Genomic DNA, 13,871 nt, shown 5'->3' with positions numbered 1-13,871 from the left:
GCAAACCGGCCAACTTTCCGGACAAAGCCGAGGCCAGACCGGCTCACGGAAGACGCCGGCACCGGACGAACACCGCGGTGCCCGGCGGCCGTTCGGCGAACCGGCCCGGCGGGGACGTACCGGCGAGCAGGCGGCGCGGGTCCGCCTCGAAGGACTCGCGGTGCGGGCCGAACACCGCCGCCTCGCCGCCCGGTGTGCCGTTCGGCGACAGGTCCCGTCCGGCCCGGGGGACGGGGCCGGGGTACCGCGTGACCAGGCCGACGATGCCCGCGTAGGGCACGGCCGGGCAGGGCGGGCCCGCGATGGTGCGGGCCCCGGTCTTCCGGTCGGCCAGGTGCACCAGCGCGCCGCCGGGTTCCAGCGTGCCGAGGACGGTCCGCGCCACCCGCTCCCGGTCCCTCCAGTGGAGGGGCTGGGCGAAGAACGCCACCGCGAACACACCGGGGCAGCGGGGGTTGCTCGGCGCGCAGCCGCAGCCGGCGGGTCCGCGCGGCCGGTCCCACGGCGGCGGCCCGGCGCCCGGCCTCGGCGATCGAGCCGGGGTCCCCTTCCGGTGGGACGTGATCATACGGGCGACGGTGACAAACCGGCTCAGCGGTTTGGTCCGGGCCGACGGGTGCGCCCGTCGCGCCGGGTGGGGAGACGGCCGGGCGGAAGGAGCGGGTCAGCCGGGGACGCCGGCGAGGGCCGCCGACTTCTCGTGGACCTCGGCGATCACACGGGCGCCCCGGTCCGGAGCGGTGTCCAGGCGGACGAGGACGGCCGGGGCGGCGATCGCCGGGAGCAGGTGGCCGTACAGCGCGGACATGCGCTCGTCGAGGTCGGCCCAGCCCGCCACGGCCTGCGAGACGAACTGCACGCCGATCCAGGCGCCGAGGAAGACCTGGGCGGTCTCCTCGGGCACGACGTGCGGGAGCACCTCGCCGCGCTGCTTGGCCTCCGTCAGGACGCACGAGGTCAGCCGGGCCCAGGCCGGCCAGGCGCTGCCGAGGACGTCGTGGCCCTGGAGGTCGGCCGAGAGCCGGACCCCGGCGAGGAGTATGGGCTCCTGGGGCAGCCGCTTGGCCAGGGTCATGCCCGCGTCCACCCACTCCTGGAGCTTGAGTTCCCGCGGGAGGTGGTACTCGGTCCGCATCTGCTCCTGGAGCACACCTCGGGCCAGGGCCGCCTTGGAGTCGAAGTGGAAGTACAGGGCGCCCTTGGTGACACCGGCCCGGTTGAGGATCTCGGCGATGGTGGCAGCCGCGTAGCCGCGTTCGGCGAAGACGGCCGCCGCGGCCTCAAGAACAGCGCGCCGGGTCCGGACAGCTCGCTCCTGCCGAGCCATGGACCCTCCCCCAAGCTGAAAATTAAACCAAACAGCTCGTACCATACCGCACGGATCTCAACGACAAGGCGCGCCGGGGCGGTTGGCGTCCAGTTGGCACATGCGCCCGGCATACGAGCGAGCAGCGCCCCGGCGGGCAGGTGTCGGACCGCCGTGCGGGGGCATCGGCGGTGTATGAATGCACGCTCATGGGCACTGCAGGGACGTTTCGGGGCGCGCCGGGCAGCGGACAGCACGGCCATGGCCGCGGCGGCCCGCGCGGGTTTCGCGGCACGCGGCCTGATCTACGTACTCGTGGCGGTCATCGCGGTGCAGATCGCCTTCGGCGGTGACGGCGGCGGGCACCAGGCCGACCGCGGTGGCGCCCTCGGTGAGCTGGCCGGACGGCCGTTCGGGTCGGTGATGCTGTGGGCCGTCGGCATCGGGCTGGCCGGGATGGCGCTGTGGCGGCTGTCGGAGGCGGTGTTCGGCGGGCCGGGCACCGACGGGTCCAAGCTCTCCCGGCGGGTGGCGGACCTGTTCCGTTTCGTCTTCTACTGTTTCGTGTCGTACTCGGTGCTCGCCTACGCGGCCGGGGACCGGGGCAGCGGCAGCGGGTCCTCCGACCGGCACACCGACGACGTCACCGCCCGGGTGCTGGAGTGGCCCGGCGGCCAGTGGATCCTCGGCATCGCGGGTGCCGGAGTCGTGATCGCGGGGCTCTGGATCGCGGTACGGGCCGTGCAGCGGAAATTCCGCAAGCACCTGCGGATCCACGAGATGTCCGCCAGGACCCGCAGGGTCGTGGAGGCCGTCGGCGTGACCGGTGGCAGTGCCCGTGGGGTCGTCTTCGCCGCGGCCGGGGTGTTCGCCGTCGTCGCCGCCGTCAAGCACCAGCCGGGCAAGGCCAGGGGCATGGACGACACCCTGCGCGGATTCCAGGAGCTGCCGGCCGGCCCGTGGCTGCTCGCCCTGGTCGCGCTGGGGCTGGCCGCGTTCGGCGTCTTCTCCTGGTGCAACGCGCGCTGGCGCAAGGTCTGATCCGACGGCCCCCGCCGTGCCGCTCAGGAGTCGGAGTCGGGCTTGCTCCGCGCCGCCTCGTACGCCTGGGCCGGGGTCATGGCGACGCCGTCGACGCTGACCGTCCTGTAGGGGCTGACCTTGGCGCAGGTCTTGGCCTGGTCGGCGGTGGAGGCGTGGGCGCCGCCGACGGCGGCCTTGGGGTCGGCGGGCGCGGGCGCGGCGCCGCCGCCCGGGTAGCGGCTGCCGCTGGGCCAGTCGCCGCCGATCACGAGGGTCAGGCCCGTGCCGCTGCCCTGTTCCAGGTGCGAGGAGGGCAGGCCGAGCGCCTTGGCCACGGTCTGCGCCTCCGGCTTCCGGCCGGGGCCGTAGGTGAGGGTGGTGCTCGTCGCGGGGCTCGGGGCGTTGGCCGTGGTGGTGGCCGGGCTGAAGCCCTTGCCGGTGAGGGCGGCGGCGACGGCGGAGGCACGGCCGGTGACCGTGGTGCCGTTCTCCACGGTCACCGTGATCTGCGCGGCGGGTACGGCGGAGGCGGTGGCCGTGGCCTTCGCGGTCACCGGGGCCGCCGCCGACTTCTTGCCGGAGCCGGTGGTCAGGGGCTGGTCGTCGGCGATCGTGGAGAACAGGGACTGGGCGCCGGCGCCCACCACGACCCGGTCGCTGTCGGCGGGGTCGGGGGCCGTCTGCATGGTGGCGAAGGTGATCCGCTTGGTAGGAACCTTGTTGACGTCGTCCGCGAGCGAGATCAGCTTCTTCACGCTGCCCAGGCCGTCGTCCACGGTCAGGGCCTTGGTGGCGGCGTCGGCGAGGGCGTAGACCGCAGTCGGGTCGGTGAGCGTGCCCGCGCTCTTGAACTTGCGGATCATCGCGCTCAGGAAGATGTGCTGCGAGATCGTACGGCCGAGGTCGCTGCCGTCGCCGAAGCCGTGCCGGGACCGTACGAACTCCAGGGCCGCGACGCCCTTGAGGGTGTGGGCGCCCTTGGAGAGCTTCAGGTGCGAGTAGGTGTCGTAGACGTCGTCGCTGACGCACACGGACACGCCGCCGACCGCGTCGGACATCTTCACGACGCCGGAGAAGTCGAGCTTGACGAAGTGGTCGATGGGGATGCCGGTGAGCCGGTGGACCGTGGCCACCTGGCAGGCGGGGCCGTACTGGAGCGCGCTGTTGATCTGGCCGTAGTAGCCGGCGGTGGACCGGCCGGTCTCACTGTCCTTGCAGGCCGGCACCTTGGTCATGGTGTCGCGCGGGATGCTCATCACGGTGGCGTTGGAGCGGTCGGCGGCTATGTGCAGCACCATCTGCACGTCCGCGTTGCTGCCGGTCTGCACCCCGGTCCTCGCGCAGCCGCCGCCGAGTTTGCAGTCCGTCGCGCTGGTACGGCCGTCCGAGCCCATGACGAGGATGTTGATGGGGGTGCGGCCGAAGGCGTCGGCCTTCTCCGTGCCGCCCTTGCCGTCCAGCGAGACGCTGTGGATGTTGCCGTTCAGGTGCTGGTAGAACCACCAGCCCGCGCCCGCGGTCACCACGACGAGGACGGACAGGAGGATCCCGGTCATCTTCAGGAGACGCTTGCCGCGGCCCGCCGGGCGGGCCCGGCGCCGGTTCCGTGAGCCGCCGCGCGCACGCGAGGCGGCCTGGGCGGCGGCCCGGCCGCCCGGCGGGTGCGCGCCGTCCGGCCCGGCCCCGCGCTGACGGGGAACCTGTGTGCCGCGGCTGCGCGTTGCCTGGCCGGCCGGCCCGTCCCACGGGTCGCTCATCTCCCACTCCCCTGAACGGTCGCACCAGCACTCGATTGCGTAGTTGCGCAATCTAGCAAACAGGTGGTCCGAACAGCGCGGATGCACACCGGATTCACAGGCGGCCCAGCCGGGCGCGGGCGTCTGCGCCCGGAGCGGCTCGGGAAGCGGGAGTCTACGTGCCGTCGCCGAGAGCGGGGGTGAGCCGGGGAAGGGAACGGGCGGCGGCCAGGAAACCGAGCGTCGTCAGCGCGAACGGCCAGGTGAGGACGAGACCGCCGGACGGGGCGAGCAGATGGGCGACGGCCGGTGTCAGCACGGTCACCGCCACCGCGCCGAGCAGCGCGTACGGCAGCGTGGCCCAAGGGGCCGGGTGGAGTGCTCCGCACAGGGCGAGGGCGACGAGCACCGCGTCGTAGCCCATCGTGCCGTCCGCGATCCGGGCCGCCGGCGCGCCGAGCGCTCACGCCGTCAGGAGGCCGCTCGCACTGCCGGCGCAGGCCACCAGGCCCGCCGCCCGGCTCGCCAGGAACAGACCGGCGAGCAGCAGAGCACCGACGTACCACTCGTCCAGGAAGAAGACCTCGGACACGTTGCGGAAGAACGCCTGCCACAGCTCGCCGGGGCGCAGCTCCGTCGGGCCGGGGGGGGGGGACGCGGAGCAGGGCGGCCCGGCTGCCGCCGGCCGGCCGGATCCGCCGGAAGACGGGCGCGGCGACGGTGACCGCGCTCGCCGGCAGGCAGTACGGCAGCGTCAGCGGGGGCAGGCGCCACACGTGCAGCAGCCGGACCGCGGCCGCCGTCACGACCGGGGTCGCGACGCAGCCCACGGCGGCGAGCAGCAGGGTGGACAGCCGGCCCGCCCCCAGGAACACCGCGGAACAGAGGGCGAACAGGCAGGAGTTGAGGCCCTCCAGCCCCGAGGCGATCCGGTCGCGGGCCGCGCGCAGCAGCCGGGCGGCGCCGGCGCCGAGGGCGGCGCCGCCCAGCGCGTAGGCGCCGTAGCGCCAGTCGGCCGCGCACAGGGCGAGGCAGAAGACGGCGCCGGCCCGCGCGTCGGCCAGGAACACCACCTGCGCCGGGGCGCGCAGCAGGGGCGGCGCGCATCCCGCGCCCCGTGCCCGCCACCGGGTACCGTCCGGCCACCGCACGCCCCACCCCTCCCTCGACCTACTCCATTCCGTTCTGCGGTATTCATATTCCGTGATGCGGTACGAGTTGTCGAGAGGCCGTCACTTCCCGGTGCTTCGGCGGCGTACAACCACCAGCACGAGGCCGCCGAGGGCCACCGCGCCCACGGCGCCGGCGGCCAGGAGCGGCATGCCGTCGCTGCCGGTGCTCGCGAGGGTGCCGCCGGTCGCGGTACCGGAACCGGAGGTCGTGGAGCCGGTGGCCGCCGACCCTGAGGTGCCCGTCGTCCCGGAGGTGCCACCGGAGGTCCCCGTCGTACCGGTCGTGCCCGAGGTGCCTGTCGTACCGGTGGCACCTGTCGTGCCCGTCGTGCCCGTCGTGCCGGAGCCTCCCGTCGACTGGCCGTGCGGATCGCCGTCGCCTCCCGTGCCGCCGCCGGTCGTGGTTCCGCCGCCGGTGCTGGTGCCCGGGTCCTCGCCGCCAGTGACGTCGACCGCCAGGTAGGCGGTGTCGTCCGCGGGGTTCTCGTCGAACGCGGGGTGGATGCCGTACACCGAACCGGCCGTCACCCGGCCCTTGGTGTCACGTGCCGTCTTCCCGATCTCCAGGACGAAGCTGTAGTCGAGGGACTGGTCGACGTCGATGGTGTGGTCGGCGGGGAGGCAGACGTACCGGGCGTGGCCCGGCTCCGAGGGTCCGGTCGGCCCGTCGGTGCCGAACGGCCGGCAGTCCTCGGGCACCTCCTCGGCGACGGTTCCCCGCGGGATGCGCACCATGAGGGCCGGCTGGTCGTCGCTCTCCTCGTCGCGGATCCAGCCGGGGCCGTTGTTGCGCAGCGTCGCGGTGACGGTGACCCGGCTGCCGGGCGCGCCCTCCACCAGGTCTCCCTCCGCCGCCAGGTCGGCGGTGCTGTCCGCGGTCAGGGCCAGCCGCCGGTAGCTGTCGCCGAAGCCCTCCCCCGGCGTCTCGCCGGTGCGGCCCGTGCCGTACTCGACCGCCTCCATCAGGGCCTGCGGCAGGGCCTTGAACCGGACCGGCGTGGTGATCGAGGCGCCGGGCTGGACGACCGTGTCCAGTTCGCACAGCGCCTGGCGGACGTGGTCGGCGAGGGTGGAGTACGTGCAGCCCTCGGCCGTGCCGGGGAAGTCCAGGCCCCGGGTCAGCCGGATCCGGAAGGTGACGTGGGCGGCGGGCGCCGTGCCCTTGTTGGTGACGGTGACGGCGTGGTCGTAGCTCTCGCCCGGCTCGGGAGAGGCGGTCGGAAGGGTGGAGACCACCAGGTCGGGGGCGAGCTCCTCGGCGTGCGCCACGGGGACGGCCAGGGCGGCGACGCCGATGCCGATCGCTGCGGCGGCTACGGCCGCCGCCGTGGAACGCAGGGGTGAGCGCACGGTGGATCTCCTCTTCGGTATGCACAGGGGTATGCACGTCGGCATGCCACAGGCCGGCGGCCGGGCCCGGTACGGCCCGGCCGTCATGTACCGGACAGCCGTCATGTACTGGACACACGAGAGGCGTGAGAGGTTGCAGGGAATCACCGTGAGTCGCGGGAGGACGGCAGACGGACCGGCATCCTCCGTGCGATCCTGGGCAGCCTCCCGGAGAGAGAAGCTCTGGGCAAGGATCGGGCGAGCGTGGACGAGGATCACGTGTCAGAGACGGCAGACGCGGCAGACGCGAACGAACAGGCAGAACCGGACGGGCTGTCGGTCACCCGGTCGGTCGTCGACGGCGTCACCGTCGTCACGGTGGCCGGCGAGGTCGACCACCACACCTCCGGCGCGCTGCGCCGGGCCCTCAGCCCGGCGGACCCCGACGGCGCACGCACCGTGGCGGACCTGAGCGGCGTGCCGTTCATGGACTCCAGCGGCATCAACGTGCTCATCACCGGCCACCAGGCCCACGCGCCCACGGGCTGGCTGAGGCTGGCAGGCGTACGGCGACCGGTCCTGCGCACCCTGGAGATCGTCGGCCTGACCCCCCTGCTCCCCTGCTACCCCAGCGTCGGCGAAGCCCTGGAGGGCTGACGCGCCGCCCCCGGGCTCCCCCCCTTTCCCCGCAGGGGAGTGAGTGTCAGCACTGCGGGCGTCGCCCGTGGTTGGCCGCGTGCTTGCGCCGCCCCTTCTTCTTCCGGCGTCGTTTCGAGGACATGGGCACCTCCTGACGGCAGTGAGCGGAGCACGATCGGCTCCGCCCGGGGACATAAGCACGATATCGCCGCATTCACAGCCACTCCACCGGAGCCGGGCGACGACCGCTCGCGTGACTATGATGCGAAATGCCGGACTCCCCCCCACCTCATCCGGCCGTCCGTCCGCGCGCAGAGGAGCAGACGCCATGACCGGTGATCCGGAGCCGATCAGCGCCCAGGCCCGCCGTGCCCTGGAGCAGGAGCTGGCCGACCTCCAGTCCGAGCGCCGGCTCGTCGCCGGCACGCTCCGGGACGCCACTTCGGTGGGCGATCAGGCCGACCAGGCCGACGAGTTGCGGCGCGCCGACCAGCTGGAGCGCCTGGACCGCCGTATCGAGGACATCACCGTACGGCTCCGCCGGGCGGCGGAGGCCGGGCCCGCCCCCACCGACGTGGTCGGCGTGGGCAGCACGGTCGGTGTGCGCTTCTCCGACGGCGCGACGGAGACCCTGCAGATCGGCGAGGCCGCCGAGGCGCTGGACCAGACGCTGGTCACCGCCGACAGCCCGCTCGGGCGTGCGCTGCTCGGCCGCCGTCCCGGGGACACCGTGCACTACGACACCCCGGACGGGCCGGCGACGGCCGTCGTCGTCTCGATCGGGGAATGACCGGGGCGCCCGGGACCGCGCCGGCCCTCAGGAGGGCTGTCCGGACTCGCTGCGCCGTACCGAGCAGTGCAGCGAGTCGTCCCGGACGTCGGCGACGATGGTGTCCCCTGGCCCGGCCTCACCGGCGAGCAGGATGGTGGCGATGCGGTTGTCGAGTTCGGCCTGGATCGTGCGGCGCAGCGGGCGGGCGCCGAACTCCGGCTGGTAACCGTGCGCGATCAGCAGCTTCTTGGCCGCGTCCGAGACCTCCAGGCCCATGCCCTGGGCGCGCACCTTGCGCCTGCTCTGGTCCAGCAGGTGGTCCAGGATCCGCCCCAGGTCGTCCTCGGTCAGGCCGTGGAAGATGATGATGTCGTCGATCCGGTTGAGGAACTCGGGCAGGAACCGGCCGCGCAGGTCCTCCATCAACGCGCCCTTGAGCTCGGACACATCGCCCTTGTGGTCCAGGATCCGGTGCGCGCCGATGTTGGACGTCATGATGACGACACAGTGCCGGAAGTCGACGGTGCGGCCCTGCGCGTCCGTCAGCCGTCCGTCGTCCAGGATCTGCAGCAGCGTGTTGAAGACGTCGGGGTGGGCCTTCTCCACCTCGTCGAACAGCACCACGCTGTAGGGCTGGCGGCGGACCTTCTCGGTGAGCTGGCCCGCCTCCTCGTAGCCGACGTATCCGGGAGGGGCGCCGACCAGCCGGGCGACGGTGTGCTTCTCCTGGAACTCGCTCATGTCGAACCGGATCATGCGGTCCTCCTCGCCGAACAGCAGGGCGGCGAGGGTCTTGGCGAGTTCGGTCTTGCCGACGCCGGTCGGACCGAGGAACAGGAAGGAGCCCACGGGGCGGTTCGGGTCGCCCATGCCGGCGCGGTTGCGGCGCACGGCCTGGGACACCGCGGTCACCGCCTCGTCCTGGCCGACGATCCTCGCGTGCATCTCCTCCTCCAGCCGCAACAGCTTCTCCTTCTCGCTGGCGGTGAGCTGGGAGACCGGGATCCCGGTGCGGCGGGAGACGACGTCGGCGATGTCGGAGGCGGTGACGGAGACGACGCCCTCGCGGCGCTCCTCGATGCCGGCCAGCTCGCCCTCGGCCTCGGCGATCTGCCGCTTGAGGTCCGAGGCCTTCTCGAAGTCCTCGGCCGACACGGCCTGTTCCAGTTCCCGCCGCAGCTTGGCGATACGGTCCTCGCGACTGACGATCTCGACGGAGCGTCCGGCGCTGCGCAGCCGCACCCGGGCGCCCGCCTGGTCCATCACGTCGATCGCCTTGTCGGGCAGGAAACGGTCGCTGATGTAGCGGTCGGTGAGTTCGGCGGCGGCCGCCAGCGCCCCGTCGCCGAAGCGGACCTGGTGGTGCGCCTCGTAGGAGTCGCGCAGCCCTTCGAGGATCTGCACCGTCTCCTCGACGGTGGGCTCCGGGACCATCACCGGCTGGAACCGGCGCTCCAGGGCGGCGTCCTTCTCCACGTACTTGCGGTACTCGTCGATGGTCGTGGCGCCCACCACGTGCAGTTCCCCGCGCGCGAGGGCGGGCTTGAGCATGTTGCCCGCGTCCATGGAGCCCTCGCCGGTGGCGCCGGCGCCGACGACCGTGTGCAGCTCGTCGATGAACAGGATGATGTCGCCGCCGGCCGCCTGGACGTCCTCGATGACCCTCTTCAGCCGCTCCTCGAACTGTCCCCGGTACTGCGCTCCCGCCACCATGCCCGACAGGTCCAGGGAGACGACCCGCTTGTCCTTCAGCGCGTCGGGGACCTCCTCCGCGACGATGCGCTGGGCGAGTCCCTCCACGATGGCGGTCTTGCCGACGCCCGGTTCACCGATCAGCACGGGGTTGTTCTTGGAGCGCCGCGAGAGGATCTCGACGGTCTGCTCGATCTCCTCGGCCCGCCCGACCACCGGGTCGAGCCTGCCGGCCCTCGCCTCCTCCGTCAGGTCGCGGCCGTACTCGTCCAGGGCCGTGGCCGGCTGCTTCCGTTCGGCCGGGGCCCCCTCGGCGCGCGCCGCGGCCTGTTCGGTCAGGTCCGCCAGACGCCCGGTGTCCAGGCCCTCGGCCCGCAGCATCCGGGCGGCACCCGTGTCGCGGTCGCCGAGCAGGGCGCTCAGGATGTGCTCGGGGCCGATGTAGGAGACGCCGGCCGCCTGCGACTGGGCGAAGGCGGCGCGGAGCGTGCGCTTGGCCGCCGGGGTGAGGCCCGGTTGCGCGGAGGGCTCGCCGGACTCGCGCGGCAGGATCTTGGCCAGCTCGGCGGCGACCGTGTCGGGGTCCACGCCCACCTGGGCGAGCAGCCGGCGCGAGGGGGCGACCTGGGTGGCCGCCCAGAGCAGGTGCTCGGTGTCCAGGTCGGACGTGCCGTCGTCGGCGGCCCGCTGCGCGGCGCGGTTCAGCAGCTCCTGCGCGGACTCCGTCAGCAGCCGTCCGATGGGGACGCGCTGCACCGCGGGGGGCGAGGACGCCGGAGACATGCCGAAGAATCGATTCAGCAGCTCGCTGAACGGATCCGACGAACCGAACGATCCACCGAACGACATCGTCATGAGGGCTCCTGGCGCGCGAGGGGGCAGCAGTCCGGGACGGGCGTCTGCGCGGGGTCAGTACTCACTGAAACCCCGAGCGGACGGCACCGCAAGCCGAGACCGCCGGTTCCCGCGGAGCCGCGGACACCCCCTAGCCTGGTGGGATGCGGTACGAGGTGACCGACGACGACACCGCGGTGCGGCTGGGCAGCGGTGACGTGCCCGTGCTCGCGACGCCCCGGCTGATCGCGTGGCTGGAGGCGGCGACCGTGCGGGCCGCGGTGCCGTTCCTGGGGACGGGCCAGACGAGCGTGGGTACGGCGGTGCGGGTCGAGCACCTGCGGGCCACGCGGGTGGGCGGCGAGATCGAGGTGACCGCCGAGCCCCCGGCCGCCCCTGCGGGCCGGCGCCTGACCTTCGCGGTGCGGGCCGTCGACGGGTCGGGGCAGGTGGTCGCGACGGGCGAGATCGAGCGTGCGGTCGTCGACCGGCAGCGGTTCCTCACACCGCCGCCCGGGCCGGGGGCGGGCCGCTGAGCGACGGGCTGTTCGGACGCCCCCTTCGCAGCGGTTCGGTTCACACCGGTGTGTGCCCCTGGAGGTAGGTGCGCACGGGGGCCGGCAACGGGGTGCCGGTGGTCTCCTCTATCGGTGTCCAGCGCAGCTGGTCCGGTGCCAGACGGCCGCCGGACGACGGTGATTCGCTCAGCAGCTGGCAGACCACCGCCGTCTCCCCCGCAGCCTCCCCCGGTTCCAGCGGCTCGGTGCCGTCGACCAGGTACCCCGTGGCCTCGTACACGATCCGCGCCGCCGTGGCCTGGGCGGTCTCGGCCGGTTCCGGGGTGCCCGCGGGCAGTCCCCAGCCGTCGCCGTCCGGCACCAGCAGCACCCGCCCGTCGTACACGACGACCGCCCGCACCACGTTCCCGGCCTGCTCCAGCGTCATAAGGCTCCCCTCCCAGGCACTGCTTGCCTACCCAGGGGCGGGCGGGTGATGCGCCGGGGACCTCAGTACAGCACCGGCAGGTCCCCGGGCCGTACCCGCACGGTGACCGGAAGCACCGCCTCCACCTCGCCGTCCGCGCCGCAGGGCACGGGCCGGCCGGCCTCGATGCGCAGTTCCCGGCCGCGCAGGACGCGTACTTCGGGGCGGCGGACGTGGGCGCCGGTCTTCAGCTCGTTCATCAAGGTGAAGAACAGCCTGCGTGGGGCCTCGCGGATCAGCACGATGTCCAGCAGCCCGTCGTCGACGCGCGCGCCGGGCGCGATGAGCCGGCCGGAGCCGTAGTAGGGGGAGTTGGCCGCGACGACGGTGTAGCCGCGGTGGAGGTGCTCCTCGCCGTCGACGGTGACCCGGTAGTCGGCCGGCCGCCAGGTGGTGACGGCGCGCAGACCGCCCGCGTAGTAGGAGGCGGCGCCGCGCAGCAGCCGGGCGTTGTTGGCGTACCGGTTGGCCTCCGCGTCGACACCGGCGTACACGCTGCCCAGGACCACCGTGCGCGGGTGGACGGCCGACTCCACCTCGATGGTGTCCACGGGCCGGGGCTCGGCGTGCAGCAGGATGTCCGCGAGGGCTTCCGGCTCGGCGGGCAGGTCGAGCGCGCGGGCGAAGTCGTTGCCGCGTCCGGCGGGTACGAGGCCCAGCACGGTCCCGGTGCCGCTGAGCGCGCCGCCGATGCCGCCGGCGATGCCGTCGCCGCCCACGGCCAGGACGATCCGGCCCCGCTCGCCGGCCGCGCGGGCGATGTCCTGGGCGTGGGCGAGGCTCCGGCTGTACTCGGTCTCCAGGCCGGCACCGGCCGCGCGGAGCAGCCGGGCCAGCCGGAGCAGGGTCGCCGCCCCGGTGGAGCCGCCCGCGGCGGGGTTGACGACGGCGGTGAACTGGCGCATCGGTGGGCCTCCGAGGCAGGCGGTCGGATCGGGTGGGTCAGTCGGTGGGCAGCAGGACGCCGGGGTTGAGCATCCCCTCGGGGTCCAGGCGGCGCTTGACGGCGCGCAGGGCCGAGACGCCGAGCGGGCCGGCCTCGCGGACGTACCAGTCGCGGTGGTCGGTGCCGACCCCGTGGTGGTGGGAGATGGTGCCGCCGGCCGCGAGTACGGCCTCGTTGGCCGCGTGCTTGGCCGGCGTCCAGTGGGCCACCGGGTCCTCGCCCTGGGCGCTGACGACGGTGAAGTACAGGGAGGCGCCGTTCTCGTACACGTGGGAGATGTGGCACATCACCAGGGGCGGGGTGCCGGCCCGGGTGAGGGTGTCGGTCAGGGCGGTGCGGACGGCCGTGTACAGCTCGGGGACGCGGGACCAGAAGGCCGCGGTCTCCAGCGTCTCGGCGAAGGCGCCGACGTCGAGCAGGGCGTCGCGCAGGTACGGCGCGGAGTAGCGGCCGTGCGCCCAGCGTTCGCCGGGTTCGGTGCCGGCCAGGGTGCCGCCGCAGTCCGTCAGGACGGCCGCCGCCCGCTCGCGGCGGTACGCGGTGTCCTCGGCCGTCCCCTCGTACCCGGCGATCGCCAGGCAGCCCGCGCCGCCCTGCGCCAGGTCGGCGCCGATGGCGTCGGGCTGGGCGAGGCCGATGAGCGTCTCGGTCTCGTCGGACAGGCGCAGCACGGTCGGCCGGGGTCCGTCCTGGGCGAGCCGGCGCAGGGCGGCGGTGCCCTCCTCGAAGCTGCCGAACCGCCAGCCCTCGTACACCCGCACCTCCGGCAGCGGGCGGATCCGTACGGTGACGGAGGTGATGACGCCGAAGGCGCCCTCGGAGCCGAGGATCAGCTGGCGCAGGTCGGGTCCGGCGGCCGAGCGCGGGGCGCGGCCGGTCTCGATAGTGCCCTCGGGGGTGGCGAGGGTCAGGCCGAGCACCATCTCGTCGAAGCGGCCGTACCCCGCGGACGCCTGGCCGCTGGAGCGGGCCGCCGCGAAGCCGCCGATGGTGGCCCATTCGAAGGACTGCGGGAAGTGGCCGAGGGTGAAGCCTTGTCCGGCGAGCAGGGCTTCGGCCTCGGGAGCGCGCAGGCCGGGCTGGAGGACGGCGGTGCGGGAGACCGGGTCGAGGTCGAGCAGACCGCTCATGCGGCGCAGGTCCAGGGCGACGAACGCGCTGCGCTGCGGGGCGAGTCCGCCCACCACCGAGGTGCCGCCGCCGAAGGGCACCACGGCGAGGCCGTGTGCGGCGCAGGCGCGCAGGACGGCGAGGACCTCGTCGTGGCCGGCGGGCAGGACCACGGCCTGCGGGACGTCGGTGACGTCGCCGGCCCGCAGGCGCAGCAGGTCGGGGGTGGACTTGCCGCGGGTGTGCCGGACCCGGCTCTCCGGGTCCGTGCGCACGTGCTCGTCGCCGACGGCCCCGGCGAGGGCGCGCAGGGCGGCGGGGGCGGCCG

12 protein-coding genes and 2 pseudogenes are annotated in these 13,871 nt (G+C 73.8%); 4 read left to right on the top strand and 10 right to left on the bottom strand.

Annotation, left to right across the window (positions count from 1 at the left end; genetic code table 11):
* Window positions 1-43: 43 nt before the first annotated feature.
* On the bottom strand, window positions 44-568 hold the full coding sequence (locus IG05_RS42500) for a hypothetical protein (protein WP_234335999.1): 525 nt from the start codon (window positions 566-568) through the stop codon (window positions 44-46).
* Window positions 569-664: 96 nt separating this feature from the next.
* Complete coding sequence (locus tag IG05_RS0124470; RefSeq protein WP_030345807.1) at window positions 665-1,327, bottom strand: ScbR family autoregulator-binding transcription factor; 663 nt, start codon at window positions 1,325-1,327, stop codon at window positions 665-667.
* A gap of 240 nt (window positions 1,328-1,567) precedes the next feature.
* Here IG05_RS0124470 and IG05_RS0124465 point away from each other — a divergent pair, with 240 nt between their 5' ends.
* Window positions 1,568-2,347, top strand: coding sequence for a DUF1206 domain-containing protein (locus IG05_RS0124465; protein ID WP_030345806.1), 780 nt, complete (start codon window positions 1,568-1,570; stop codon window positions 2,345-2,347).
* A 23-nt stretch (window positions 2,348-2,370) separates the two neighbouring features.
* Here the strand turns inward: IG05_RS0124465 and IG05_RS0124460 are convergent, their stop codons facing one another.
* The 4 genes and pseudogenes from IG05_RS0124460 to IG05_RS47960 form a co-directional block, all read right to left on the bottom strand.
* Window positions 2,371-4,086 (bottom strand): LCP family protein, encoded by a 1,716-nt coding sequence (locus IG05_RS0124460; protein ID WP_030345804.1) that lies wholly within the window; start codon window positions 4,084-4,086, stop codon window positions 2,371-2,373.
* Between the two features lie 154 nt (window positions 4,087-4,240).
* Window positions 4,241-4,657 (bottom strand): annotated as a pseudogene (locus IG05_RS50030) (urea transporter).
* A gap of 139 nt (window positions 4,658-4,796) precedes the next feature.
* Window positions 4,797-5,135 (bottom strand): annotated as a pseudogene (locus IG05_RS50025) (urea transporter); the annotation flags it as partial.
* Window positions 5,136-5,297: 162 nt separating this feature from the next.
* Complete coding sequence (locus tag IG05_RS47960) at window positions 5,298-6,587, bottom strand: LPXTG cell wall anchor domain-containing protein (RefSeq protein ID WP_037814605.1); 1,290 nt, start codon at window positions 6,585-6,587, stop codon at window positions 5,298-5,300.
* 258 nt (window positions 6,588-6,845) lie between these two features.
* On the opposite strand from IG05_RS47960, the gene IG05_RS0124445 reads away from it, so the two are divergent.
* Window positions 6,846-7,223, top strand: coding sequence for an STAS domain-containing protein (locus IG05_RS0124445; protein ID WP_234335997.1), 378 nt, complete (start codon window positions 6,846-6,848; stop codon window positions 7,221-7,223).
* 310 nt (window positions 7,224-7,533) lie between these two features.
* Window positions 7,534-7,995, top strand: a complete 462-nt coding sequence (locus IG05_RS0124440; protein ID WP_030345800.1) for a GreA/GreB family elongation factor — start codon at window positions 7,534-7,536, stop codon at window positions 7,993-7,995.
* Between the two features lie 27 nt (window positions 7,996-8,022).
* On the opposite strand, the gene IG05_RS0124435 is transcribed toward IG05_RS0124440, so the two are convergent.
* Window positions 8,023-10,524, bottom strand: coding sequence for an ATP-dependent Clp protease ATP-binding subunit (locus IG05_RS0124435; RefSeq protein ID WP_030345799.1), 2,502 nt, complete (start codon window positions 10,522-10,524; stop codon window positions 8,023-8,025).
* A 143-nt stretch (window positions 10,525-10,667) separates the two neighbouring features.
* Between IG05_RS0124435 and IG05_RS0124430 the strand changes: the two genes are divergently transcribed.
* Complete coding sequence (locus IG05_RS0124430) at window positions 10,668-11,039, top strand: thioesterase family protein (protein ID WP_030345798.1); 372 nt, start codon at window positions 10,668-10,670, stop codon at window positions 11,037-11,039.
* A gap of 40 nt (window positions 11,040-11,079) precedes the next feature.
* On the opposite strand, the gene IG05_RS0124425 is transcribed toward IG05_RS0124430, so the two are convergent.
* The 3 genes from IG05_RS0124425 to IG05_RS0124415 form a co-directional block, all read right to left on the bottom strand.
* Entirely contained in the window at window positions 11,080-11,448 is a 369-nt protein-coding gene (locus IG05_RS0124425) for an NUDIX hydrolase (RefSeq protein WP_030345797.1), read from the bottom strand.
* Between the two features lie 62 nt (window positions 11,449-11,510).
* Window positions 11,511-12,392: a diacylglycerol kinase family protein gene (locus tag IG05_RS0124420; protein WP_030345796.1), complete on the bottom strand. Its 882-nt coding sequence runs from the start codon at window positions 12,390-12,392 to the stop codon at window positions 11,511-11,513.
* Window positions 12,393-12,429: 37 nt separating this feature from the next.
* Window positions 12,430-13,871 (bottom strand): FAD-binding oxidoreductase (locus IG05_RS0124415; RefSeq protein ID WP_030345795.1); only part of this gene is annotated, 1,442 nt, incomplete at its 5' end.

The organism is Streptomyces sp. NRRL S-1022 (genome assembly GCF_000720135.1).
Lineage (GTDB): Bacteria > Actinomycetota > Actinomycetes > Streptomycetales > Streptomycetaceae > Streptomyces.
Note: the sequence above shows the minus strand (reverse complement) of the source record. Positions and strands in the feature narration are given on the sequence as shown.